Source organism: Haloferax sp. S2CR25 (assembly GCF_031624535.1).
Lineage (GTDB): Archaea > Halobacteriota > Halobacteria > Halobacteriales > Haloferacaceae > Haloferax > Haloferax massiliensis.
The window spans coordinates 73,294-95,390 of the sequence record NZ_JAMQOO010000011.1 but is presented as its reverse complement, the minus strand read 5'-3'; the positions used below and the strand labels follow the sequence as shown (position 1 = coordinate 95,390).

At 63.2% G+C, this 22,097-nt stretch carries 24 protein-coding genes and 2 tRNA genes; 12 read left to right on the top strand and 14 right to left on the bottom strand.

Annotation, left to right across the window (positions count from 1 at the left end; all coding sequences use genetic code 11):
* Window positions 1-66: 66 nt before the first annotated feature.
* The 4 genes from NDI65_RS19105 to NDI65_RS19090 all read right to left on the bottom strand — a co-directional run bounded on the left by NDI65_RS19105 (window position 67) and on the right by NDI65_RS19090 (window position 4,387).
* Entirely contained in the window at window positions 67-1,977 is a 1,911-nt protein-coding gene (locus tag NDI65_RS19105; RefSeq protein ID WP_310894098.1) for a winged helix-turn-helix domain-containing protein, read from the bottom strand.
* Window positions 1,978-2,072: 95 nt separating this feature from the next.
* Window positions 2,073-2,378 (bottom strand): hypothetical protein, encoded by a 306-nt coding sequence (locus NDI65_RS19100; protein ID WP_310894097.1) that lies wholly within the window; start codon window positions 2,376-2,378, stop codon window positions 2,073-2,075.
* Between the two features lie 786 nt (window positions 2,379-3,164).
* Window positions 3,165-3,677 (bottom strand): LAGLIDADG family homing endonuclease, encoded by a 513-nt coding sequence (locus NDI65_RS19095; protein WP_310894096.1) that lies wholly within the window; start codon window positions 3,675-3,677, stop codon window positions 3,165-3,167.
* Complete coding sequence (locus NDI65_RS19090; RefSeq protein ID WP_310894095.1) at window positions 3,677-4,387, bottom strand: endonuclease NucS domain-containing protein; 711 nt, start codon at window positions 4,385-4,387, stop codon at window positions 3,677-3,679. Before NDI65_RS19090 ends, NDI65_RS19095 begins: the two co-directional genes overlap by 1 nt.
* Window positions 4,388-4,654: 267 nt before the next feature.
* Here NDI65_RS19090 and NDI65_RS19085 point away from each other — a divergent pair, with 267 nt between their 5' ends.
* Entirely contained in the window at window positions 4,655-5,323 is a 669-nt protein-coding gene (locus NDI65_RS19085) for a ribonuclease H-like domain-containing protein (RefSeq protein WP_310894094.1), read from the top strand.
* A gap of 69 nt (window positions 5,324-5,392) precedes the next feature.
* The gene (locus NDI65_RS19080; protein ID WP_310894093.1) at window positions 5,393-6,160 is read left to right on the top strand and encodes a hypothetical protein; all 768 of its coding nucleotides are present in this window, start codon (window positions 5,393-5,395) and stop codon (window positions 6,158-6,160) included.
* Between the two features lie 3 nt (window positions 6,161-6,163).
* On the opposite strand, the gene NDI65_RS19075 is transcribed toward NDI65_RS19080, so the two are convergent.
* From NDI65_RS19075 to NDI65_RS19065, 3 genes are all read right to left on the bottom strand, one after another.
* The gene (locus NDI65_RS19075; RefSeq protein WP_310894092.1) at window positions 6,164-7,372 is read right to left on the bottom strand and encodes a site-specific integrase; all 1,209 of its coding nucleotides are present in this window, start codon (window positions 7,370-7,372) and stop codon (window positions 6,164-6,166) included.
* Window positions 7,373-7,526: 154 nt separating this feature from the next.
* Window positions 7,527-7,598: transfer RNA gene (locus NDI65_RS19070), tRNA-Thr, on the bottom strand.
* 78 nt (window positions 7,599-7,676) lie between these two features.
* Window positions 7,677-8,354, bottom strand: a complete 678-nt coding sequence (locus NDI65_RS19065; RefSeq protein ID WP_089776916.1) for a hypothetical protein — start codon at window positions 8,352-8,354, stop codon at window positions 7,677-7,679.
* A gap of 60 nt (window positions 8,355-8,414) precedes the next feature.
* Here NDI65_RS19065 and NDI65_RS19060 point away from each other — a divergent pair, with 60 nt between their 5' ends.
* Entirely contained in the window at window positions 8,415-9,110 is a 696-nt protein-coding gene (locus NDI65_RS19060; RefSeq protein WP_310894091.1) for an enoyl-CoA hydratase/isomerase family protein, read from the top strand.
* A 45-nt stretch (window positions 9,111-9,155) separates the two neighbouring features.
* Here the strand turns inward: NDI65_RS19060 and NDI65_RS19055 are convergent, their stop codons facing one another.
* Window positions 9,156-9,986 carry an NAD+ synthase gene (locus tag NDI65_RS19055; protein ID WP_089776918.1) on the bottom strand — a complete coding sequence of 277 codons (831 nt, stop codon included), beginning with the start codon at window positions 9,984-9,986 and terminating at the stop codon, window positions 9,156-9,158.
* A gap of 265 nt (window positions 9,987-10,251) precedes the next feature.
* Here NDI65_RS19055 and NDI65_RS19050 point away from each other — a divergent pair.
* Window positions 10,252-10,322, top strand: a tRNA-Gly gene (locus tag NDI65_RS19050).
* Between the two features lie 171 nt (window positions 10,323-10,493).
* Window positions 10,494-10,673: a hypothetical protein gene (locus NDI65_RS19045; RefSeq protein ID WP_089776919.1), complete on the top strand. Its 180-nt coding sequence runs from the start codon at window positions 10,494-10,496 to the stop codon at window positions 10,671-10,673.
* 14 nt (window positions 10,674-10,687) lie between these two features.
* Here NDI65_RS19045 and NDI65_RS19040 read toward each other — a convergent pair whose 3' ends face one another.
* The 3 genes from NDI65_RS19040 to NDI65_RS19030 form a co-directional block, all read right to left on the bottom strand.
* Window positions 10,688-10,867 (bottom strand): hypothetical protein, encoded by a 180-nt coding sequence (locus NDI65_RS19040; RefSeq protein ID WP_004967471.1) that lies wholly within the window; start codon window positions 10,865-10,867, stop codon window positions 10,688-10,690.
* Window positions 10,868-10,917: 50 nt separating this feature from the next.
* Window positions 10,918-11,214, bottom strand: coding sequence for a zinc ribbon domain-containing protein (locus NDI65_RS19035; RefSeq protein ID WP_089776920.1), 297 nt, complete (start codon window positions 11,212-11,214; stop codon window positions 10,918-10,920).
* Between the two features lie 114 nt (window positions 11,215-11,328).
* Complete coding sequence (locus NDI65_RS19030) at window positions 11,329-12,246, bottom strand: acyltransferase (protein WP_089776921.1); 918 nt, start codon at window positions 12,244-12,246, stop codon at window positions 11,329-11,331.
* A gap of 190 nt (window positions 12,247-12,436) precedes the next feature.
* Here NDI65_RS19030 and NDI65_RS19025 point away from each other — a divergent pair, with 190 nt between their 5' ends.
* The 6 genes from NDI65_RS19025 (at window position 12,437) to NDI65_RS19000 (ending at window position 17,361) form a co-directional block, all read left to right on the top strand.
* Window positions 12,437-13,510 carry an aldo/keto reductase gene (locus NDI65_RS19025; protein WP_089776922.1) on the top strand — a complete coding sequence of 358 codons (1,074 nt, stop codon included), beginning with the start codon at window positions 12,437-12,439 and terminating at the stop codon, window positions 13,508-13,510.
* Window positions 13,510-13,680, top strand: coding sequence for a hypothetical protein (locus tag NDI65_RS19020; RefSeq protein ID WP_006601108.1), 171 nt, complete (start codon window positions 13,510-13,512; stop codon window positions 13,678-13,680). Before NDI65_RS19025 ends, NDI65_RS19020 begins: the two co-directional genes overlap by 1 nt.
* Window positions 13,681-13,864: 184 nt before the next feature.
* Window positions 13,865-14,347: a hypothetical protein gene (locus tag NDI65_RS19015; protein WP_089776923.1), complete on the top strand. Its 483-nt coding sequence runs from the start codon at window positions 13,865-13,867 to the stop codon at window positions 14,345-14,347.
* Between the two features lie 85 nt (window positions 14,348-14,432).
* Entirely contained in the window at window positions 14,433-16,562 is a 2,130-nt protein-coding gene (locus NDI65_RS19010) for an alkaline phosphatase PhoX (protein WP_089776924.1), read from the top strand.
* A 51-nt stretch (window positions 16,563-16,613) separates the two neighbouring features.
* Window positions 16,614-17,060 carry an SHOCT domain-containing protein gene (locus tag NDI65_RS19005; protein ID WP_089776925.1) on the top strand — a complete coding sequence of 149 codons (447 nt, stop codon included), beginning with the start codon at window positions 16,614-16,616 and terminating at the stop codon, window positions 17,058-17,060.
* Between the two features lie 52 nt (window positions 17,061-17,112).
* Window positions 17,113-17,361: a hypothetical protein gene (locus NDI65_RS19000; RefSeq protein WP_089776926.1), complete on the top strand. Its 249-nt coding sequence runs from the start codon at window positions 17,113-17,115 to the stop codon at window positions 17,359-17,361.
* A gap of 32 nt (window positions 17,362-17,393) precedes the next feature.
* Here NDI65_RS19000 and NDI65_RS18995 read toward each other — a convergent pair whose 3' ends face one another.
* From NDI65_RS18995 to NDI65_RS18985, 3 genes are all read right to left on the bottom strand, one after another.
* Window positions 17,394-18,914 (bottom strand): heme-binding protein, encoded by a 1,521-nt coding sequence (locus tag NDI65_RS18995; protein ID WP_089776927.1) that lies wholly within the window; start codon window positions 18,912-18,914, stop codon window positions 17,394-17,396.
* 127 nt (window positions 18,915-19,041) lie between these two features.
* Window positions 19,042-20,826 (bottom strand): site-2 protease family protein, encoded by a 1,785-nt coding sequence (locus NDI65_RS18990; protein ID WP_089776928.1) that lies wholly within the window; start codon window positions 20,824-20,826, stop codon window positions 19,042-19,044.
* A gap of 117 nt (window positions 20,827-20,943) precedes the next feature.
* Entirely contained in the window at window positions 20,944-21,420 is a 477-nt protein-coding gene (locus NDI65_RS18985) for a hypothetical protein (protein WP_089776929.1), read from the bottom strand.
* 131 nt (window positions 21,421-21,551) lie between these two features.
* Between NDI65_RS18985 and NDI65_RS18980 the strand changes: the two genes are divergently transcribed.
* On the top strand, window positions 21,552-22,091 hold the full coding sequence (locus NDI65_RS18980; protein WP_089776930.1) for a hypothetical protein: 540 nt from the start codon (window positions 21,552-21,554) through the stop codon (window positions 22,089-22,091).
* Window positions 22,092-22,097 lie beyond the last annotated feature (6 nt).

Genomic DNA, 22,097 nt, shown 5'->3' with positions numbered 1-22,097 from the left:
CCGGGAAGCACTTCAGGCCAAAAGCGCAAGACTGCGTTCGATTTTGGCAATTTCTTTTATATAGAATTATATGCTGGACAGATCGAGGAGACCCTCATCAGGAATCTCGTCCGTCAGCATGTACTGGAACTCACCACTGATCTCACCGCGCTGGGCGACGCCGCACTCCACCAACCGCTTGAGTGTGCGGTTGACTGAGCTGTTGGATACACCAGTCGCCTTGACGATCTCGCTCACGGATGAGGGCACGTTCTGACGAACGTAGTCGACGACGGCTCGCTGTTTCTCTGAGAACTCCCAGGCGTCGTCGATCTTCGTGTCCACCAAGATGTCAGGAACCGCTGAGGTACGGACGAACACGATTGCGCGTGGTGAGTCGGTCTTTCTCGCCCACCGACCGACGGCCTGAGCGATGGCGTTTTCTCGGACACCAGCCAGCATTTCGTTGGCGGCCTCTGCGTCTGGACCGACGAACTTCCGACCGGGCTTCCGGTTGGGTTCGCCCTCGCACACGTAACAGTTGGGGTCGTTGTCGTCGCACCCGATACAGTCCCACGTCTCCGGTTCGGCGTTGAGGCCGCGGGCGGCCAACAGGTCGAGAACGTAGTCGTCACCAGGGTCGATGCTGTTCGTGGTCAGACCTACGCGCTCGTAGGTGAACGCGTTGTTGCTTTTGACGTTTCCGTGGGTCATAGTCCTGAAGTCGTCCGGGAGGAACGCCTGTATCTGGTTGTCCATCGCGTTCGGATAGATGGCCGATCGAAATGCTTCGCCGTACTCGTTGCGGAGCGATTCGACGACGATCTTCTGGCGCGTTGGGTTCGTGTACTCCTCAACGGCAAACTCAGTGGACGCAGGCTTCGCTCCCTCACCGATTTGGACGACTTCGAGGCCACGTTCAAGCTTCCGCCACTTGACGAACTCCTCGTCGTCAACGATGGGTTCAATGTCGAGATTCTCACCGACGTTCTGTTTCCACTCATGGACCGATGGCCACGCGTCGAGACAGATGATGCTCCGGGCGTTCCCGAGCTCGGGGACGTTCCAGTACACAGTGGGGATGTTATCATCATCGACGATTAGCGTGATTCGAGTCCGGCTGTACCGAAAGTCCTCGTGTTTGTTCCCGTCGAACCGGGTGATGTCGCTGGTCGCCCTCCCTACTCGGCGACCGTTCTGGTCAGGTTCGCTCGAGAGAGCATCGTAGGCGGCCTCGGTGAGTGCGGGAGCCATCGCGTGCGCGCCCTCGCCCGTGATGAACCAATCTATGTCGAGTCGCGGTGGGTTAGCGAGCAACTCACGAACTTCATCGAATCCACCGTCCTTAGCCAGGGCGACGAACATCTCCCAAGACTTCGCCGGAGCGTCGATCTTCTTTAGCCACGCCGTGACAATGTCCTGGAACCGTGAACGCGTCATGTCGGCGTTTTCATCATTATCGTCGCCGATGGTGTTCTTGAAGTTCGGCTGTTCATCGAAGAAGATGTTCGCATCGTCAGTGAGACTCGGGACGTACGCGAAGTTGTGGGTCGCGTGGACGACGTCAGCCGTCACATCCCCGTCTTCGTCACGGGGTACACCTTTCCACTGTTCGACTGAGGGACACGGCGAGCACGGAAGCTCACCACCATTCTCGTCCTCAAGGTAGCTATGGGCGTTGCTCAGTGTGTTCCCCCGGATGGATACCTGATTGTTGAGCCACACGCTGGCATCCTCGCCGGTAGGCGTCTCGATTTCGTCGTCGTGCTCGCCACGAACACACGCACACGCTTCCTCACGTCCCAAGAGTTCGTCGGAAGCGACACCTTCCTCCCGACTCATCTCAACTGCTTCCTTTCGAGAGTCCTTGGTGGCGTGGAGCTGGATGACGGGACTGTCCCCGGCGGCCTTCTCAGTCATCCAGTAGGTCGCCGCTCCATTGTAGGACTTCCCACTTGATGTCGGGGAAGGAACGATGGCGAACCGTTCGTCCTCCATGATCTTGTGAATCTTGTGGGTGAGGCGATCCTGTAGGTCCGTTGTGGAGGGATAGGTTTTGTTTTGGTAGGGGGACTCAGTGGCCATCGATCACATTACCGGCCCTTATCCAGCCGGTTGAGCTTACGTTCGAACTCGATGCGTTCTTGAATGATGTCATCGATGAACTGGGAGAAGTTGATATTCTCTTGTTGAAGGAAATCCTCGTGAGCCTCGTTGATCAAGATGGTCGTCCGCTCGAACTCCTCGCTGTGGGTACGGCGGGAAGATCCAGTAGGATAGCTGCGTTCACCGGCAATTGCTTTATCAATCGCATTTCGGACGAGTTTCGAGAGGTGAAGCGAGCTGTCGTCAACGAACTTTTTCTGGGACTTTCGAAGACGTATGTTCTTCCGGCGCATTTTGTACATATTGATATGTACTAAGCGCATTTACCACTTCTGTCTGACCGGGTCACAGGTCGGGGAATGAAAGCATACACTCATGGGTGGCGCTATTGACGGCCATCAGAATATTCTGTGCGGCGTTGGCTGCGCTCAAGGGTGTTTTCGTCGCAGAAGTCGTCGTCAACCGGCACATTGAGTCACGTTCTGAGAGTACGACACGGACACACGACCTCTGGTTCGTATTCGAGGTTTTGTGCATCCGAGTGCAGCGTAGAAGAGCAACCAGAGGGTGTCAACTCCGGTTCACCTTGGAACGATGTATCGATGTAGAACGACGGCGTGGCCCATCCACGTGCACCGGTCGCTGTCTCCAAGAGGGTGAGTGCTGTTACTACCCAGCGTCAGTGACCTCCCCAGGTCGAACAACCTTCTCTGGGGGCTCTGAGTGAACCCGTTTAAAAGTAGGTACCAAACAAATAATAATGTCATTATTCGAGGTTGAAACAAGCTCAACAAATTCAGTAGGCCTCAGCTTCGACTAAGAAACGTCAGGATCGTATTCGCGTATCATTTCCTGGAGCAATTCATCGTATGTTTCACCGCCGCGTTTCAGTGAACGGAGCTCTTTGAGCGTTGCCCTCTGACACGGGATGGAGGTAAGGGTCGAGGTCATAGAGTCTATTGAAACATAATTTTTCTGTTATCATAGCCATTTCGGTCATTATCGTGGAAATCTCAGAGAATATTCGCGGACATGCCACCAACACCGCTGGACGCTATATTCAACCGTTATAGGGGCCACTAATCACAGTCTGAAACTTCGATAGCCTCGTCAAGAATAGCGTCGACCTGGTCCGAAGACAATTGTCCAGAGCCAGATATATGGTTGATTTCTTCCCTAAATCGGGCCAATTTACGAATGTCGTCGGGAGCAAGTTCCTTACCAGAATCAAGGAGATCAAGTATTGCCCTCCACTTCTGATATGCGACGAACTTCGGCGAGAGAACGAACTCCGGTGCTTCGTATTCCGCCAGAAAGCCATCGAGTAGTTCAACCAATCTCCGACAGTCCCCGCGGCTCGAAAGCACCCACGTGTAGCCCTTACTGTGGCGATTGACGGTACCGATGTTGTACAGGGCTTGTTGTCCTTCGAGCAGCGCACGACTAAACTCACCCATCGTGACGCTGAACTTTGGTCCGAAGTCGACATTGTACTGGTACCGGTCGTCATTACGGATCGTCACGAAGAACGACCCTTCACCGACAATCAGCCCAACTGTATAACCGAGCTCGTGCGGCGGAACAGTGCTCATTAACGGTCCTCGAGATCGAACTGTTCTGCGAGCGAACGATACTCGACAGGGCTTCCCTCAAGTAGAACGTCGAGAGATTTCGCGGGCTCAACGGAGACCAATACTCCCCTAACTCGATCTTCGCCTCCATAGTCTTGGATTAGGTATTCCAAGCCCTCAACGCTGGTTGCGACCGCGTCCCTGTCTGATCGAGCATTTACCTCGACGAGGACAATGTTCCCATCTGCGTCCCGACCGACCAGGTCTGGCTTCGTATCTGTACTCCTCTGCGTCGGCCCCTGATCGATAACTTCGAAGCCCCCACCGATCACGGTCGGATGCTCACGGACGTACTGTGTCAGCTGCTGCGGTGAAGCCATGTGACGACGGAGAACGTGCGTCCGAACATCAGCGTAATCCGTATCAGGGTCTTCGAGGAGTACCCGCAATTCGGTATCGGTTAGGGACTCGTGTGACTCCAGCTTCGACAACGCTTCCTCCAGGACTTGCGCTCGCTGTGACTCCACGACCTCAACGTGTACGTCAACGGTGCGGTCAGGATAGTGCCGGTTGTATGTCTCGGAGATTCCATTCCAGAGTGCCGACTCAAAGTCCAGATCATCATTAGCGAGGATAGCCATTCGAAAGAGGAGAGCCAGTGAACGCTCATACGCATATTCGGGTGATAGTTCGTCGGCCGTCACTGTCTGTCTGAGATCTCTGTCGTCCATGCACTCGAATAGTAGGGACAGATCCCGGAGTGTCGCTCGTAGCCGCTCACGCATCTGTTGGCGGACTTGACGTGGGTTAGTGATGTCCGGTCGCTCGTCGCGGAGGTACGCGCGCTCACGTTCAGTGAGAAACCCCTGTGCTTCGCGTGGAACCATACCACCCGATAGAGCGCGAGGCTAATAGAATTAATGAATCGTAGTCTTACAGACACACGCTTTAAATAGTAATGAGATAGATTGATGCTATTGCGTTCTGTATCGTGTGACATGTCGCGTAAGGAGATACACCGCCACGACCTGTCCACGAACGAAATAGTAACCCGCTATGCGACGCTCGACATCGAGACATCGTCTGTCGATCCCGAGGAGGGGCAAACAGTCGCTATCGGCATCGGGACTGTCGATGTCCTTGACGGCGAGATGTCCGTGGATGTTCTCTCATACGGGAGCGCACAGGGGAGCGAGAAAGCACTCATCAGGCGGGCGTTCACGAGAATCAATGAGTTCGAACCGTCCGCGCTGGTGACGTTCAATGGGGAGTGGTTCGATCTGGACTTCTTGGGCGGGAGAATCGAACGACTCGAGTTCGACCAGAAGCCCACACTTGAGTGTGCGGAACATCATCTCGATCTCTTTCTCCCACGGAAGCAGAAAGCCGATACAGCGGGCGTAAAGTGGCCGAAGCTGGAGACCGTTCTCAGCTCGCACGATTTGTCGGTGCCTGTGACTGAATGGCGAGGACAGGAGCTCACGAACACGCGTTTCGGTGAAGAACTCGCACCGGCGTATCTGGAATCTGTCCAACAGGGCAATGAGGCACGAGTAGACGATCTGGAGTCGGTGATCTACGAGTACACCGCGACAGACGTAGAGGCGAACATCGCGCTGTACGAGGCCGACGCTGGCCGGCAATACGAGCCCATGTTACTGGGATGACCCAGCCCCCGGTTCTGTTGAGCTTGCTATTTATGGTATCTTGGTCAGAAGTCCGCTACAAGTCATTGTATGAAAGAAGTGACTCTCATTTCGCCGGCTCAGCTTGACGAGTTGTACGGTCACGTCGAGCTCGATGAGATCCAGGACGTACTAACCGAGCTAAAGGAACTTCACGAGGAACTCCGAGCTTCAGAAGGCCAAATGATATTAGAGATGACTGGAGACCTTGGCCGCAGTCGGAAAATGCTGGCTCGCAACAAACGCGACCTGATACAAGCAATTCGGGCATTTGAAAACGATTTCTCAGCAGGGAATTTTACCGATGAAGACGAAATTCTGAACGCGCTGATGGAGTTCAGTCGATCACTCCACAACTATCTGGCGATGGTACACTCAGTTCGTGATCACGCCTACCGAGTCCTCAATAAATTAGATGATGATGACCTACGGGACCAGTACACGACCAAGCTACAGGAGACAGGGTTGGCAAAGAGAGGGAGCTTTGTAGCTGATCTGCGGAACTACGTTCAGCACAGACGGGTGCCTGTTGTCACCGGTCGAATCCAGTCGCACGGAACAAACCAGATCATCTTTGACCGAGAGAAGTTAGCGACGTGGAGTGATTGGAGTTCTGACGGCCAAGAGCGATTGATGGAGATGGAGGAGGAATTTGAGATTGAAGACGAAATAGAGAGCTATCAGTCGATAAACGAGACGTTCTACGATTGGTTCCTCAACGCCATCGGGGAACGGTACATCGACGAGATAAAGGAAAGAGACGAGATCATCGATGAGATTGTCCAAATTCAGCAGGACGAGCTCATCAACCGCTCCTGAAAGTTACCAGATCTGTTCGACGGCGGTCCCTCTCGTCTCGGCGTCCGAGTGGAGATACTTCATCGTCGAGTTGATGCTCTTGTGTCGGAGCTGTTCTTTGGCGTGGTGTGGGCCGACGTGATTCGCCCAGTAGGTCGCGACCCCATGTCGGATTGAGTACCAGCTAATCTCTTTGTGGTCCGGGACGGGGACGTTGCCTTCCTCGAGTAGACGACGGAGAATGTAGTTACAAGACTTCGAGCCATAGCGAGTACCGCGCTTAGTGAGCCAGAGCTCGTCCCTTCCGTCGTACTTTTCGTAGGTCTCGCGTTCTTCCAGCCAACGCTCAAGGACTGTTGCCGTCCGCTCTTTGAGCGTGCAGTTCCAGTGGGCGTTGTTCTTGGTTGACTCCTCTTTCGGGATGTTCAATTCGTTGTTCTGGAGGTTAGCCCAGTGGACCGTAGCACGGCCGACTTCGATGGGGCGGAGTCCGGTGTCCAGCGTCACCGCAATCATCGACGGAATCTTCCACGAGTTTGCCTGCTTGAACTCCCTCGGGCCAACCTCATCCTTGGGGATGCTCATCCGCTGCGAGAGGTACGTCTTGATGCGTTCGCGCTCCTCCGCGGTCATCCGCGTGTTGTGGTAGCTCTTTACCGAACTGTATTCGAGTGCGGCCTGATAGAGTGGTTCGAACGCAGTCCGCCGGAGGTAATCGCGTTCATCACCGTTCGCCTGACTCAACTCCGGTTTGGGCTCCCAGTCGTATTTCGTCCCCCGGACGTGGTTACTATACTTGAAGAACCGTTTGATCGCTTTCGCCGTGTGGAGAACACTTGAGTCGATCATTCCACTGGACCGGTCGAGCAGCTGAATGAATCGGTCCGCGTGCGCGGGTGTGAAGTTGGTCGTGTAGCGATCTTCGTCAGTCCACAGCCACCTGAACGTCGTTTCGAGCTTGTAATGAGTAGACTGGAGAGTGCTTTTCGCCAGTCCCTTGGCCCGCTCAGGATTCTTCCCGTAAGAACCGAGCCAGGTGAGCAAGTCCGTCTTGAAATCTCGGTAGTCGTCCACGATGTTGATGCCGAACGCTTCGAGGTCCTCGCGGGACCGTTTGCTCACCAGTGGGAAGTCGATTTCAACGGTCTCAGGCTCCAGATTCTGGGGAAGCTCAGTGGAGTCGGTGCCACCAGCTGCGGGTAGATCGTCCAGTGGATCGTACTGGTACGTCATCCGCGCACCCTCCAGAATTTGAGTGTGCCATGACAGTTTTCAAAATCGCAAGACTGCGCCGTAATCGGTCTGTAGCGTTTCCGGACGTTATTGAGTTGCATTTGCCTTTCCTGAAAAGGCTAAAATCGGCGGAGAGGGGCTGTAACGCCCCGTAAGCCTAGGCCGGGATTTGAACCCGGGCTCTCGTCCTTACCAAGGACGCGCTTTACCGCTAAGCTACCCAGGCAGGCATTCCTTGGTTGTCCGGGTTCCTCTTTAGGGGTTTCGATTCGAATCGCCCCGGAACCGTGGTAGCGTATGTCGATTAGCGGTCCGCGGCGGAGGTGACCGCGTCGTCTCCGCCGCCGCCTCGGTAGAGGGCCGCGATGCGCTCGACGGTCCCTTCGGAGACGGTCTCGTCGGCCGGCGGGAAGTCGCCGTCGTGGGTGTCGGCCAGCCCGGCGGCGTACTCCACGAGGGCGGTCGGCGGGGCCGAGCCGACGGCCGTGGTGCCGGCGACGACGGCGAGCGTGCAGATGTTCACTTCGAGTTCGCCGTCGAGGTCCGGGCGTGCCGCCTCGTCTGCCGAGCGGCGGCGGGTCTGGTCGCGGCCGAAGGCGCGGACCGTCTCGACGGCGTGGTCGGCGGCCTCGGTTCGGGCGAGGAGGTAGAAGCCGCGCGAGACGAGCACGTCGGCCGCGAGGATGTCGAGGTCGGCGTCGGTGTCCGCCTCGGGGGAGTCGAGGTGCGTCCACGGCTCGTCGTGGGCGAGCGACCGGGTGAGCCGGAGGCCCTCGTAGATGAGTTGCACTCCGGCCGCGCGAGGGGCCATCGCGTTCAGGTCGACCTTCGGTTCGACGGCCCGCGCGCTCACGAACGTGAGCACTGCCGGCGTCAAGGAGGCGGCGTCGAGGCGTTCGTCCAGCGCCGCGCGGAGGGCCTCGGGCTCGATGTCGGAGAGGGCCTCTCGCGCGGCCTCGCGGGCTCGCACGGCGTCGTCCATCGGCCGAGACTTACGGTTGGGAGGGCAAAGACCTTTGGAAAACCACGGCACAACGGGCGTATGATACGGACGACGGACGACGGCGACCTCCGGGTCGTGACCATCGACCGCCCGGCGCGACGGAACGCCCTCAGACCGGCCGACCTCGACGCGCTCGAAGCCGCGGTCGCCGACGCCGACGCGCCGGTCGTCCTCCTCCGGGGGAGCGGCCCGGCGTTCTGCGCCGGCGCGGACCTCGACAGCGTCGCCGACCTCGACGACCCCGAGGCGTTCGCAAAACGCGGCCAACGCGTCGCCGACGCCATCGAAGCCGCCGAGTCGGTCGTCGTGGCCGGCATCGACGGCGCGGCCCGCGGCGGCGGCGTCGAACTCGCGCTCGCCTGCGACGTGCGGGTGGCGACCCCGCGTGCGACCCTCGGCGAACCGGGCGTCCGACTCGGCCTGTTCGGCGCGTGGGGCGGGACGGTCCGCCTCCCGCGCGTCGTCGGCGAGGGTCACGCCCTCGAATTCTCGCTTTCGGGCCGCGTCGTCGACGCCGACGAAGCCCTCCGAATGGGTCTCGTCTCCCGAATCGTCGACGACCCGCGCGCGGTCGCGGCCTCGATGGCCGACAACGACCACCGGTCGCTCCGAATCGTCAAGGAGCGACTGCGCGACCGCGGCGACCGGGACGAACGGCTCGAACGGGAAGCCGCCGACTTCGCGGAACTGCATCGGGCGAACGCCGACGACATCGCGGCGGCGCGCGAGAAGTGAGTGTGAGTTCTGCGGGCGGGGCCGGAAGGGCGGTTCAGCGGCCGGTCACACGTCGAGCGCCGACGGCGCGGGCGGCATCGACCGCTTGTGGGCGCTCCCCTCGACGAGGCCGACCACGCGGTCGACCTGTTGTTCGGTCACGTCGAGGTGGCGGACCGTCGCGGACTTCGAGAGCGGGCCGTCCACGTGGAGCGCGAGAATCGCGTCGAGCGCGTCGTAGGTGAGGCCGAGTTCGCCCTCGTCGGTCTGGCCGGACCACATCTCGGCCGACGGCGTCTGCAACACGAGGTCTTCCGGGACGCCGACGTGGGCGGCCAGTTGGCGGACCTGCTGTTTGTAGAGGTTTCCGATGGGGTTGCAGTCGACCGCCTGGTCGCCGTACTTCGTGAAGTAGCCGGTCATCGCCTCGGCGCGGTTGCCCGTCCCGAGCACGATGCGGTTCTCGTGGTTGGCGACGAAGTAGTTGAGGACCGCCCGCGTGCGGACGTAGACGTTTCCGGCGGCCATGCGGTCGTCCGCCGCTTCGGGGAACGTGTCGAAGAAGGTCTCCGCGATGGGCTGAATCTCGACCACGTCGTACTCGATTTCCAGCATCTCGGCGACCCCCTCGGCGTCGCTCATCATGTCCTCAGCGTTTGCCACGCTCGGCATGACGAGGCCGTGGAGGTTCTCCTTCCCGAGCGCTTCGACGGCGAGGAAGGCGGTGAGCGTCGAGTCGATACCACCGGACAGGCCGAGGACGGCCCCGTCTGCGCCGGCGGCCTCGACGGTGTCTTCGATGAAGGTCGTGATGTGTTCGCGGTGCGCTTCGAGTTCCTCGTCGGAAAGCAGGAGGTCGAACGGTGCGTCCTCCGAGAGAACGTCGACGGATGTCATGGAACCCGGTTGGAACCGGGGGCCCAAATAGTCACGTGTCACGCGAAAACAATGGACGGGCGTCCAGTTTCCGCGGGGGTTCGATGGGGTGAAGCGCTACGTTCAAGTGCCCCCGCAGTCTACGAGTTTTTGCTTCGGAAGACGGTTCGAAGCGTAGCGCGCCGATGTGTTGTCGAACGACGTGAGACAACGCGCGGGGCGAACGAATGTGAGCGCCGATGGGTGACTGAACGAAGTGAAGTCAGCCACGGGGCGAATGCAATGAGCGCCGATGGTCCAGTGGTAGGACACGAGCTTCCCAAGCTCGGAGCCCGGGTTCAATTCCCGGTCGGCGCATTTCTACCGAGACAACGAGCGAGCAACCGCTCTGCGTGTTGCTCGTTCTTGTCGAGTGTGTATGCGGCCCGAGGGAATTGAAGCAGCGAGCAACGCGAAGCGTTGCGAGTGAGGTTCAATTCCCGGTCGGCGCACAACCTGTTTTACTGACAGTTGTCCGAACGGGGGCACATGGACATCGAGACGTCCCTCCTGTCGATTCGACGCTGGCTGATGGCACTCGCGCTGTTACTCACGGTTCAGATGTACACCGACGCAGTCGGCTGGAGCGGTCAGCCGGTCCGGCTCGCGCTACTGGGCGCGGGCGTCTACATCGCCATCGCGCTGTTACTCACCTTCTTCGAAGGATAACCCGCCGCGCCGACTCAGAAAAACAGGTTCTGCACGTCGTCGAACTGCGGAGACTCCGAGCGGAACACCGGCTCGCGGGCGGTCTGGCGAATCATCGCGTGGCGTTCGAGGGCCGAGTCGAATTCGAGAATCGCCCGCTCGATGTCGCGGGCGAGCGCGTCGATTTCGCCGTGGAGTTCGTCGTCGTCGGCCATGATACGCGTAGTTAGTCGAGGGCCGGTAAAACGGACTCGGCTGCGGGGCGTCACCGGAGCCGTCGGGTGCAGTTCCAGCAGAGGTCGAACGTGGCGTCGGCCTCGTTTTCGGCCCCGCAGTTCGGACAGATGCGCTCGCCCGTCGGCGTCGTCTGTACGCCAGCCTGCGAGCCGTCGTCGAGCGACGCCGCGATTTCGGGATGGACGTAGCGGTCCGTCCGGGCGGAGTCCCGACCGGTTCCCTCGCCCATCGTCGGCTCGCCGCCGTTGACGAGGTACCGATAGACCAGCAGCTGGAGCAGGGTCAACCCGAGGGCGTAGACGACGATCCAACCCCAGGTGTCCATCATACATTGACTTACGTTAGCATGCTATATCGGTTCTTCGGTCGAACGGGCCTACCGACGCTCTCGACGGCGGTCGCGGGCGATGCCGACGCGGCGGACTCGCGTCGAAAAGGGTTACTCGCGACGGTGGGACTGCACCGGTCCGTCGAGATTCCGGTCGAACTCGTCGAATGCCTCGATGTCGTCCGGGAGTTCGTAGGGTATCTCGCGCTCGTCGGCGCGGCGCTCGCCGCCGGCGTCGAGCGGTTCGGCAACCTCTTCGAAGCCGGGTTTCACCTTCACGCTCTTGGCGGGGGAGCCGACCGCGATGTGGTGGGCGGGCACGTCGCCCTGGACGACCGACCGCGCGCCGACGATGGCGTTCTCGCCGACGGAGACGCCGGCGTTGACCATCGCGTCGTAGGTGACGCGCGCGTCGTCGCCGATGGTCGTGTGGTAGTTCCTGACCTCGGTCTGGTCGACGGTGTCGTGGGAGTGGCTGTAGATGTGGGCGCTGTCGGAGATGGAGACGCGGTCGCCGATGGTGAGTTTCCCGCGGTCGTCGAGGTGGACGTCGTCGTGGATGACCGTGTTGTCGCCGACCGAGATGTTGTGGCCGTAGGAGAACGTGACGCCCTTGAAGATGCGGAGGTTGTCGCCGGCCTCCGCGAACAGGTGGTCGGCGAGCATCTGTCGGAACCGGAGGGCGAACGCGACGTTGTCGGCCATCGGCGTCGCGTCGAACTGCCGCCAGAGCCACTGGAGGTGCTTCGAGCGCTTGAACCGCTCGTCGTCCTTCTCGGCGTAGTACTCGGCTTCGAGCGTCGCGTTACAGGGGTCGTACCCCTGCAACCGAACCCGCGTCGCTGGCGAGACGGGCTTGCCGTTCTGCCAGCGCTCCCACGCCTCGCGGTCGCCGAACAGGTCGATGAGGGTGTCCCGAACGACCGTGCAGGTGTCTTCGTCCGAGGCGAGCCGACCGTCGACCTCGTCGATGAACGCCTGTAAGCCTTCTTCGGCGTCCGCCGGAAGCGAAACGTGGACCTTCGTCATTGCACCGTCGTAAGCCGTCGAGATTCAAAGGGATTCGGTTGTGCGAACCCCACGTCAGGCCTCCTCCGGGCAGTACTGGCTGGTTCCGGGCGTTTGCGATGGGTGAAACCGAGCGCCCGCCGGGCCGGGGATTCCCACGAGACAAAAACAAAACACACCCAATAAGTCACCGGGCTTCTAAGGGCCGGACATGCACTACCGCGAACTCGGCACCTCCGGAATCGAAGTCAGCGAGGTCGGCTTCGGTGCGTGGGTCGTCGGGACCGATTGGTGGGGCGACCGCTCGGACGAAGACTCCATCGAGATGCTCCACCACGCCATCGAGCAGGGCATCGACTTCTTCGACACGGGTGACGTGTACGGCCACGGCCACTCCGAGGAGGTCGTCGGCGAGGCGCTTGCCGACTACCGCGACGAGGTCACCGTCGCCACCAAAATCGGCTACGACTTCTACAACAACCCGCAGGCCGGCCACGGCGAACTCCCCAAGGAGATAACCGGCGAGTGGGTCCGCGAGGCGACCGAAAAGAGCCTCGAACGCCTCGACATGGAGTACATCGACCTCCTGCAACTCCACAACGCGAACGTCGACGAGGTCACGCCCGACGTGCTCGAAGCCCTCGACGAACTGAAAGAGGAAGGTCTCATCGAGGCCACCGGCTGGGCGCTCGGCCCCTCCATCGGCTGGCTGGCCGAAGGCGACATGGCCATCGAAGAGGAGTTCGACGCGCTCCAAATCGTCTGGAACGCCTTCGAGCAGGACGTGGGCAACCACTTCCTCGACACCATCCGCGAGACCGGCTCCCCGACGAGCCTCATCGCCCGCGTGCCGCACTCCTCGGGCCTCCTGAACGAGCAGGTCCGCCCCGAGACCGAACTCGGCTCCGGCGACCACCGCGGCTTCCGCCCCGACGAGTGGTACGAGACGGGCTGGGAGAAACTCGAAGCGCTCCGCTTCCTCGAACGCGACGGCGAGCGGACCATGGCGCAGGCGTCCATCGCCTACCTCCTCGGCTACGACGAGACCGCGGCCGTCACGCCGACGTTCCGCACGAAAGACGACATCGACGAGTGGGCGAAGGCCTCCGACGTGCCGAAACTCACCGACGAGGAGCTAACCCGCGTCGAGGAACTGTACGCGGACAACTTCGGCATCGACCGCTTCGACGGCATGGACGCGCTCCGCTCGTCGGTCGACGGCGAGGACATCCGCGCGGCCGGCCTCGACAAGCGCGTCGCGAAGGGCGCGCGCAACGAAGCATAATGGGTCGCCTGAAGACCCTCCTCGGCGTCACCGCGGTCGCCCACGTCGCGCTCGCGTGGCTGGTCAGCCTCGACGCCAAGAAGCGCGGCGACGACGCCGGCCGCTGGATAGCGCTGACGCTCCTCACCGGCGTCGTCGGTGCCGCGAAGTACGTCCGCGACGGCCGCTGACGACGGCGGTCCCGCGGCGACTCGGTCGCGCGTTCGCTCGGTTCGTTTTCCGCCGTTCCGGACGCTCACGAGCCCTCCCTTCCGATATATATCTAACTTATAAGGCTACTACACCCCCGCCGTCGAACCCGACCGGTACGGTCGCCGCGGCGCGCTCGCGCCGGGGCGACGCGCACACCCGAACATGTCGAATTCAGCATCTCCTTCCACCGAGACGCGGTCGGAGCGCGCGTACAGAACCTACCCGCTGGGCGTCCGAATCGTCGAGCACGACGACCCGGACGAGGAGGGCCGACGGTACGGCTTCCGCGCGCCCGACCACGCGGGCCGCGAGTTCGCGGACGCCGACACGGCCGCGCTCTACGCCGACGTCTACTTCGACGTGAACGGCTTCGTCGAGGCCGGCACGGGCGACCGCGGCGTGCCGCCGGAAGTCATTCAAGCGGGCCGCGACACCCTCGCGGCGTACTTCCTGACGCAACCCTACGCCGACGCCGACTGGGTGGCGTCGTTCTACGGGAAAAAGCGGGCGCGAATCGAGCGCTACGTCGCGGCCGTCCGACGGCGCGCCGAGGAGATTCGAGACGGCGTCAAGGCGCTCGAACGCGAGGGGACGTCCGTCGCGGACGACGCGTCCGTCGGAGGCCGAATGGGGACCGATATATAGTCCACACAACGCTCACCCACGGACAATATTACAATAGGTATCCAATACAAAATTAAAGGGCGGGAGAACGGAGTGGTTCGACCGCATGGTGGAGTTTACTCGGCGAACCCTCATGGCATCGTCCGTCGCCGCCGCGCTCGGAGCGAGCGTGGCAGGCGTCGGTCAGGCGGCTGACCCCGACGACCCGAACACGCCGCGCGCACCGCTCGTTCGGGGCGAACTCAAGCGCTTTTCGACGACGGCGTTCGGCGCGGAGGTGACGGGACCGTTCGTCTTCGGCGACGGGACGCTCCTCTACAGTCTCCAGCACCCCGACCGCGAGAACCCCGCGCCCTACGACAAGGCGGCTATCGGCTACTTCTCCGGCTTCCGGTTCTCGTTCGACGGCGAGAGCGGCTTCGACGAACTCCCGACGCCCGAGACGGACGAGGAGCGGCGAACGGTCCGGTCCGCCGCCGGCGACTACGAGATTCTGGCCCGCGAGCGCGACCCCATCAACGGCGGGTCGGAACTCCTCGGCGTCCCGCAGACGCCCGACGGGACGAACATCACGAGCGACCGGTTCAGCGGGTCGAAGTACGCCGACGCGGGCTACACCCCCGACTGCAACCAGTTCGTCGCCACGGACGACGCGGGGACCGAGGGCTACCTGTTCACCAACTGGGAGGCGAGTCCGGGTAACGTCTCGCGGATTCCGCTCAGTCGGGACGACGACGGGTCGTGGACCGCCGACCTCGAAAACGCGCTGAACCTCGCCAACACCGACGCGCTCCGCGACCTCGGCGGGACGCGAATCAACTGCTACGGCGACCTGAGCCCGTGGAACACGATGCTGTCCGCCGAGGAGAACTACGGTCACCCGCGCGTCTCGCTGACCGCGACCGTCGGCGACATCGTCGAGAAGGGGACGGGCAAAGGGCTCCGCGGCGCACACGAGTTCTGGAACCGGCCCAACCCGACCGAGATTCAGGCGGCCGTCGACGACTACTACGGCGACGAGTCGTGGTTCGTCCAGAGCTACTGGGCGGTCGCCGGCGTCGAACTCCTCGCGTACTACCTCGGCGCGGAGCCGGTCGACCAGTCCGGCGACGGCAACGACCTGACGCCCATCGGCGACGTCTACCCGAACCCGTACCGGTACGGCTACATCGTCGACGTCCGCGAACCGGCCGCCGAGACCCCCGAGCCGGTCAAGTACTACGTCATGGGCCGGGCCGCGTGGGAGTGCCCCGACGTGCAGTCCGACGAGCGGACGGTCTACCTCGCCTCCGACGGCGACAGCAAGGGCGTCTACAAGTTCGTCGCCGACGAGCCGATTCCGAGCTACGACGACCCGATGGACCTCGCCGGGACGCTCTACGCGCCGTACGTGACGAACCGCGACGCCGCGGTCGAAGCGCCCCCGGCAGACGTGAACCTCGAAATCGAGTGGGTCGAACTCGGGCACGCGACCAACGCGGAAGTCGCGGCGTGGGTCGCGGAGTACGACGGCATCACGCAGGTCGACTACCTCGAAACCCACACGGACTGGACCGAAGGCGACGAGGTGACGGCGGAACTCCTCGAAGCCGCCGACAGGGCGGTCGTCGAAAACGGCAACCGCGACTACGTCACCGACGAGGAAATCGTCGAGTGGGCCGACCAGTACGAGACGCGCGGCCCCGCCGGCGTGGACGAGGTGCTCAGGCGCGTCCCCTTCATCGAGACCCGCGCGGCCGCCAAGGAAATCGGCGCGACCATCGAGTTCAACAAGGCCGAGGGAATCGACAGCGTCGACGGCGCGGAACCCGGCGACTACGTCTACTTCGGCATCTCCGAACTCAACGACGACATGTCGAACGACGCGGGCGACCTCCAGCTCCAGCGCGTCGACGGGGGCGTCGTCTACCGCGCGGAACTGGAGGCCGATTACGACATCTCGACGCTCGAACCCGTCATCGTCGGCCCCGACGCGAGCGACCCCGCCGCCGTCGCCGACGACGCGCTCATCAACGTCGACAACCTCGACGTGATGGACGACGGCCGCGTGCTCTGTTGCGAGGACGCCGACCAGTTCGGCCGCTCGTACAAAAACGACTGCCTGTACGTCTACACGCCCGAAGACGGCGACCGCGGCCACGGGAACGACCCCGACGGCGACGACGCCGACAACCCGGGTCGAGGCGACGGTGACGGCAATCCGGGACGCGGCAACGGGAACGGAAACAGCAACTAACCCGCCTCGCTCGGACGCGGTTTTTTGTATTTAGAGGGACACGTTCGACCGATGGTCCTCGAACGGTTCGGTTCGGTACTCTCCCGCGAGGCCCGCGTCGTCGCCCGAAGCCCGCCGCTCTTGGGGGCGGTCACCGGGGCGTGGTTGATGCTCATCGCGCTGATGATGGGGCTCGAAGCGCACCTCGCAGTCGTCTGGTTTCTCGTCGTCGCGCCGTCGGTGATGGCGCTGGCGTACGGCGGGCGGCGCGTCCTGCGTCGCGTCCGCGGCGACCCCGACGGCGAGTGGACGCGGGCGTCGGACGGTTCCGGGTACGACCCGGTCGACGACGAGTCTGCCATCGAGCGACTGCGGGAGCGCTACGCCGCCGGCGACCTCTCCGACGAGGAGTTCGAGCGCCGCCTCGCCAGACTTGTCGAGACCGAAGACCTCCTCGCCGGGCCCCGGTCACGGACGCGGGCGACCGACGAGTCGGAACCGACGTTCGAGCGGAACTGAAGCCGATTCGAGACCGAAAAAGCCACAACGCTCGACCGAGTTCGGGACGACCATGCGCAGTTCACTCGTCGACGTGCTCCCGGACCTCCTCGAACTCCTCGTCTTCGGCCTCGGCAGCGCGGGGCTCTCCCTCGCCGGCGCGTACATCGAGCGCTTCGCGTTCGTCACCTTCGAACAGGGCAACGTCGAAATCGCCGCGTGGGCGGTCGTGATGGGCGCGGTGGCGCTGTACTTCGCGTACAACGTCGGCACCGACAAAGTCCGCCCGAAGCTCCGAGACGTTCGCGCCGCGCTCGCGTAGGAGAAAAAACCGCGTTCTGATTTTCGACCGCCTCAGGCGAGGAACACGTGTCGCGGCCGGTCCGCGAGCACGTCGCGGCCCCACTGGACCGTGTCGCGGAACGCGTCGGAGCGGAAGAACTCCATCGCGTCGTCCTGCGAGCGCCACTGGCTGGCGATGAACATGTCGTCTTCGTCCTCGACGTTGACCATCAGGTCCGTGTCGAAGTGGCCGTCCATCTCTTCGAGGAGGCCGCCGACGGTGCCGAACTTCTCGACGAAGTCGCCGCGGTGTTCGGACTTGACGGTGTAGAACATCCCCATCGTGCCGAAGCCGGACTCCTCGCCGGCGCGCTCGACGATGCCGGGAAGCTCCGAGAGGAAGCCCGCGGCGGTCTCGGCGGCCGACGCCGTCTCCCAGATGGAGACGACGGCGACCCGCCCGCGCTCGTTGGCCTCGTAGACGGCCGTCTTGACGTGCGTCGGGTAGTGGTCGAAGTTGCCCCGGAGGCCCTCGACCTCCTCGAACAGCTCGTCGGCGTCGGCCTCGGAGTAGAGGACCGTCGCGTACACGTCCTCGCCGTGGGGCTTGCCGGCGTAGATGTTCAGCTCTTCGAGCTGTCCGCGGATGTCTTCGTCGTCGCCGTCGTCGCCGTGGTGGTGTCCACCGTCGTCGCCGTCGCCGTGGTGGTGGCCGTCACCGCCCTCGCCGCCGTGGTGGCCGCCCTCGCCGCCCTGATGGCCGCCCTCCCCGTGCGCGTGCGCGCCGTGGTGGGACTCGTCTTCGAACTCGCTCGTCGGGACGCCGTCGCCCGCGAGGAACGCGCCGAGGTCGGACGGCGGGAAGCGCCGGCCGACGTAGAACTGGCCGAACTCGCCGTACTTCGAGGACACCTCGTCGAAGCGCATCTCGTAGACGATGTCCTTGATGTCGGTCGGGTCGTCGCCGAACAGCGTGACGCCCCACTCGTAGTCGTCGAAGCCGACCGAGGAGGCGATGACCTGCTTGATCTTCCCGGCGTACTTCCGGCCGGTGTCGCCGTGGGTCGACATCAGCTCGCGGCGCTCGTCGAACGAGAGGTCGTACCAGTTGTGCTCCTCGCCGCGGCGCTTCGACATCGGGTAGAAGGACATGTAGGTGTCCTCGGGGATGTCGGGCTTGAGTTTGCCCTCGATGTAGCGGAGCAGTCCCGTATCGATGTCCTCCTCGTTGCCCTCGAAGTAGTCGTCCGAGACGTAGCCGGACACCTCGGTGACGGAGACGTAGGAGGTCGGCTGTTCGGTGAAGGCCGCGAGCGCGGTCCGCTCGAACTGCCGTTCGGCGCGGGAGACGTCGTCCAGCGTCGGCCGGAAGTGAACGACCACGAAGTCCGCCTTGTGGCCGAGGACGGAGAAGACGGCGGACGCGCCCGCCTCGGCGTCCTCGACCGCCTCGTGGGCGTCGAGGTACGCGACGCCCTCCTCGATTGCGCGGCGGCGCTCGTGTTCGGGCGCGTCACGCCACGCGTCCCAGTCGACGGTTCGGAAGTCGTGCAGCGCGAACCAGCCCTCGTCGGTCTGTGGGGCCTCTACCATACCGTGGCCTAGGGAGTCATCCGGTATTGAAGTTGCGAGTCGTTTTCGCGGTTCGAGAACCGTCGAAGGAAAGCGGGACGGCTCCGGTCGGAGCGGTCAGGAGGGCCGTCGCCCCCGACCGAGGCGCTCAGCCGAGGAGCGTCGGCCCGAATATCATGAGCACGAGCGACGCGAGCATCGTGAGGCCGATGGAGGTCGTGATGGTGCGGACGACGGTGTGGGGGTCGTCGACCGGGAGCCGCGAGACGACGGCCTCGGCCGAGGTCCGCAGGATTCGACCGCCGTCGAGCGGATAACCGGGGATGCAGTTGAAAAGCCCCAGTTGGAGGTTAATCCACGCCGTCCAGAACAGGACGTTGGCGACGATGAAGACGCCGCCGCCGAGGAAGCCGAGCGGGCCGCCGACCTGATAGAAGTTGACGACCTGCCCGGTGAAGCCGGGGAAGTTCGGAATCCCGAGGACGACCGACGCGAGGGGCAACAGCAGCGACACGTAGACGAGTTGGAGGGGCGACCCGGCGAAGGCGGTCGCGAGGCCGCCATCGCCGCCGTCACCGCCGAGAAGCGAGAGGTACGTCCCCGCGGGGTACTCCTGCGTGCCGAAGTCGGTCAGGAGCAGGCCGCTCGTCCCCTGGAAGATGTTGACGCCGAGGAAGCCGTTGCCGTCCTGGTCGTTCGTGCCGAGCGTCACCTGCACCGTCTCGAAGCCGCCGTCGCGGTAGACTTCGACGGCGACGGTCTGGTCGGGGTCGGTCCGGTCGAGCGCCTGCTGAAGCTCCGTCGAGGAGGTGATGCGCTCGCCGTTGAACGACGAGACGATGAGGGGTTGGGTCGTCCCCGTGGCGTTGTACAGCGGGCTGTTCTCGGCGACGTTGGTGATGTAGGCACCCACCGGGATGGTGCGCTCGCCGGCGGAGGTGTCGAGGCGGGCGAACCGCGAGTCGCCGACGGCCGACTCGAAGTCGGCGCGCGTCGAGACGGCGGTCCCGTTGACCGCGGTCACGCGAATCGGGTCGCTGCCGGACTCGACGGTCAGGTTCGCCGGGTTGCCGGCGACGGAGCCGGCGACGACGAGTTCGCGCGTGACCGAGATGGTCCGCTCGCCGTCGAGTTCGACCGACACCGTCTCCGCGTCCGTGCCGAGGAGCGCGGCGTCGAGTTCCCGCGTCGTGTTGACCGGCGTGCCCTCGATGGCGGTCACGCGGTCGCCGCCCGAGATGCCCGCCGCGTCGGCCGGCGACCCGGCGTACGCGCCGGAGACGGCGACGCCGGGCGCGACCGAGATGGAGCCGATGACCGGGCCGAAAAGCAGGGCGAACGCGACGAGCGTGACGGCGAAGTTGTTCGTCACGCCGGCGGCGAACATCCGCGACTTGCCGCCGCGGTCGGCGCGGCGCTGGCTCTCCTCGGAGGGTTCGACGAACGCCCCGACGGGGAGAATCGTCAGGAGGACGACGCCCATCGACTCCACGTCGATGCCCTCGACGCGGCTGAGGACGCCGTGGCCCCCCTCGTGGACGACGAGGCCGACGAGGAGGCCGAAGAGGATTTCCGGCGCGACCGAAAGCGGGAGGAAGTCGTTGACGCCGGGGATGACGAGGAAGTTCTGCGGCTGGTTCACCTGCGTCGGGGCGGGCGGGTTCTGGAGGATGACGACCGCCTGATAGACGAGGAGGACGAACGTCCCGACCATGATGACGAGGGCGATACCGAGGCCGACGTTACTCCACGCCCGCCAGAACCGCTTGGGGGCGGCGATTCTGTCGAGGAGTTCGCGGCCGCGACGGGTGTGGACCGTCGTGAGGGGACCCTGGACGCGGACGTACTCGGGGAGGATACCACGAGCACGCAACAGCGCCGCGAGGAGAGAGTAGGCGATGAAGCCGGCGAGAACCCAAAGCAGCGTGTTCATCGCCCGAAGGGAAGCGGCGCGCGCCAAAAGGCGTTCGGGTTACGATTCCACCGTTCGGGTCACGGTACCGCGTTCGACGAGCGCGAGCGCCGACCCGGCCCGCGACCGAGAGTCGGGTTACTCGTCGTCGTCGTCGCCGGGCGACTCGATTTCGACTTCGACCGCGCCGTCGTCGTCCGCGTCGGTCTCGTCGTCGCTCGCGTCGGCAGTCTCGTCTGCCTCGTCCGTCTCGTCGTCGGAGGCGGCGTCGTCTGTTTCCTCCTCGGGGTCGTGTTCGACGGTGACCGTGGCGTCCTCGTCGTCGGTCGCGTCGTCCGCGCCGGTCTCCTCGTCGGCCGCCGTCTCGCCCTCGGCGGGGTCGTCGGCGAGCGCGATGTCGGTGAAGGAGTCGCCGGACGACGAGCGAAGCCGAGAGACGGCGTAGGCGACGCCCACGAGGAGCAACGCGACGAGGAGCAGACGGCCCCACGAGCGGCCGCCCGAGGAGTCGTCGTCGACGGACGCCTGTTCGGAGTCGGCGTCGAACTCCTCCAGTTCGACGTCGAATTCGTCTTGCGATTCCTCCACGGACCGGATGAAGTCGATGAGAGACATGTGAACTGTGATGCGGCGAGGCCGCGGTAGGCGTCGTTCGCGGGGGAACGAGCCCGTCTCACCGTACGCGCGTCGGGGACATAAGTCGTCCCCCAGAAGGGTTTTAGCCACCCCGGCGACGAACGGGAACCGTGTTCGACAGTTCCCGCTACGAGGTCCGACAGAAGGTGTCCATCAGCAACAAGTACGTCGTCTACGAGGGCGACGACCCCGTCCTCTCGGCGAAGCAAAAGAAGTTCAAACTGAAAGAGGACTTCCGGCTGAACGACCATGACACCGGCGAGGAGCGGTTCCGCGTCAAGGCCGACAGCGTCCTCGACGTGTCGGCGGCCTACGACATCGTCGACAGTCGGACCGGCGAGCGCGTCGGCGCGGTCAAACGCGGCGCGTTCTCGTTCGCCAGACACACCTACCAACTGCTCGGCCCCGACGGCTCGGTCGCGGGGCGAATCGTCGAGGACAGCGTCCCGATGGCGGTCGCCAGACGGCTCGTCACGACGCTCATTCCGTTTTCCTACCGCATCGAGGACGCGACAGGAGCGTCGGTCGGCGCGGTGGACGGGCAGTTCTCGCTCCGGGACAAGTACACCGTCGACGTGGACCGCGAGCGAATCGACCCGCGACTCGCCGTCGTCGGCGCGGTCGTCATAGACGCCATCGAGGAGAACTGACGGTCC

Bases quoted from the DNA above. Each gene is read 5' to 3' on its own strand.
- NDI65_RS18995 (WP_089776927.1), bottom strand. From the start codon at position 18,914: ATGGTAGAGGCCCCACAGACCGACGAGGGCTGGTTCGCGCTGCACGAC.
- NDI65_RS19055 (WP_089776918.1), bottom strand. From the start codon at position 9,986: ATGACATCCGTCGACGTTCTCTCGGAGGACGCACCGTTCGACCTCCTG.
- NDI65_RS19060 (WP_310894091.1), top strand. From the start codon at position 8,415: ATGATACGGACGACGGACGACGGCGACCTCCGGGTCGTGACCATCGAC.
- NDI65_RS19085 (WP_310894094.1), top strand. From the start codon at position 4,655: ATGTCGCGTAAGGAGATACACCGCCACGACCTGTCCACGAACGAAATA.
- NDI65_RS19100 (WP_310894097.1), bottom strand. From the start codon at position 2,378: ATGCGCCGGAAGAACATACGTCTTCGAAAGTCCCAGAAAAAGTTCGTT.
- NDI65_RS19040 (WP_004967471.1), bottom strand. From the start codon at position 10,867: ATGGCCGACGACGACGAACTCCACGGCGAAATCGACGCGCTCGCCCGC.
- NDI65_RS19080 (WP_310894093.1), top strand. From the start codon at position 5,393: ATGAAAGAAGTGACTCTCATTTCGCCGGCTCAGCTTGACGAGTTGTAC.
- NDI65_RS19090 (WP_310894095.1), bottom strand. From the start codon at position 4,387: ATGGACGACAGAGATCTCAGACAGACAGTGACGGCCGACGAACTATCA.
- NDI65_RS19030 (WP_089776921.1), bottom strand. From the start codon at position 12,246: ATGACGAAGGTCCACGTTTCGCTTCCGGCGGACGCCGAAGAAGGCTTA.
- NDI65_RS18985 (WP_089776929.1), bottom strand. From the start codon at position 21,420: ATGTCTCTCATCGACTTCATCCGGTCCGTGGAGGAATCGCAAGACGAA.
- NDI65_RS19010 (WP_089776924.1), top strand. From the start codon at position 14,433: ATGGTGGAGTTTACTCGGCGAACCCTCATGGCATCGTCCGTCGCCGCC.
- NDI65_RS19105 (WP_310894098.1), bottom strand. From the start codon at position 1,977: ATGGAGGACGAACGGTTCGCCATCGTTCCTTCCCCGACATCAAGTGGG.
- NDI65_RS19095 (WP_310894096.1), bottom strand. From the start codon at position 3,677: ATGAGCACTGTTCCGCCGCACGAGCTCGGTTATACAGTTGGGCTGATT.
- NDI65_RS19025 (WP_089776922.1), top strand. From the start codon at position 12,437: ATGCACTACCGCGAACTCGGCACCTCCGGAATCGAAGTCAGCGAGGTC.
- NDI65_RS19075 (WP_310894092.1), bottom strand. From the start codon at position 7,372: ATGACGTACCAGTACGATCCACTGGACGATCTACCCGCAGCTGGTGGC.
- NDI65_RS19015 (WP_089776923.1), top strand. From the start codon at position 13,865: ATGTCGAATTCAGCATCTCCTTCCACCGAGACGCGGTCGGAGCGCGCG.
- NDI65_RS19005 (WP_089776925.1), top strand. From the start codon at position 16,614: ATGGTCCTCGAACGGTTCGGTTCGGTACTCTCCCGCGAGGCCCGCGTC.
- NDI65_RS19065 (WP_089776916.1), bottom strand. From the start codon at position 8,354: ATGGACGACGCCGTGCGAGCCCGCGAGGCCGCGCGAGAGGCCCTCTCC.
- NDI65_RS18990 (WP_089776928.1), bottom strand. From the start codon at position 20,826: ATGAACACGCTGCTTTGGGTTCTCGCCGGCTTCATCGCCTACTCTCTC.
- NDI65_RS19020 (WP_006601108.1), top strand. From the start codon at position 13,510: ATGGGTCGCCTGAAGACCCTCCTCGGCGTCACCGCGGTCGCCCACGTC.
- NDI65_RS19000 (WP_089776926.1), top strand. From the start codon at position 17,113: ATGCGCAGTTCACTCGTCGACGTGCTCCCGGACCTCCTCGAACTCCTC.
- NDI65_RS19035 (WP_089776920.1), bottom strand. From the start codon at position 11,214: ATGGACACCTGGGGTTGGATCGTCGTCTACGCCCTCGGGTTGACCCTG.
- NDI65_RS19045 (WP_089776919.1), top strand. From the start codon at position 10,494: ATGGACATCGAGACGTCCCTCCTGTCGATTCGACGCTGGCTGATGGCA.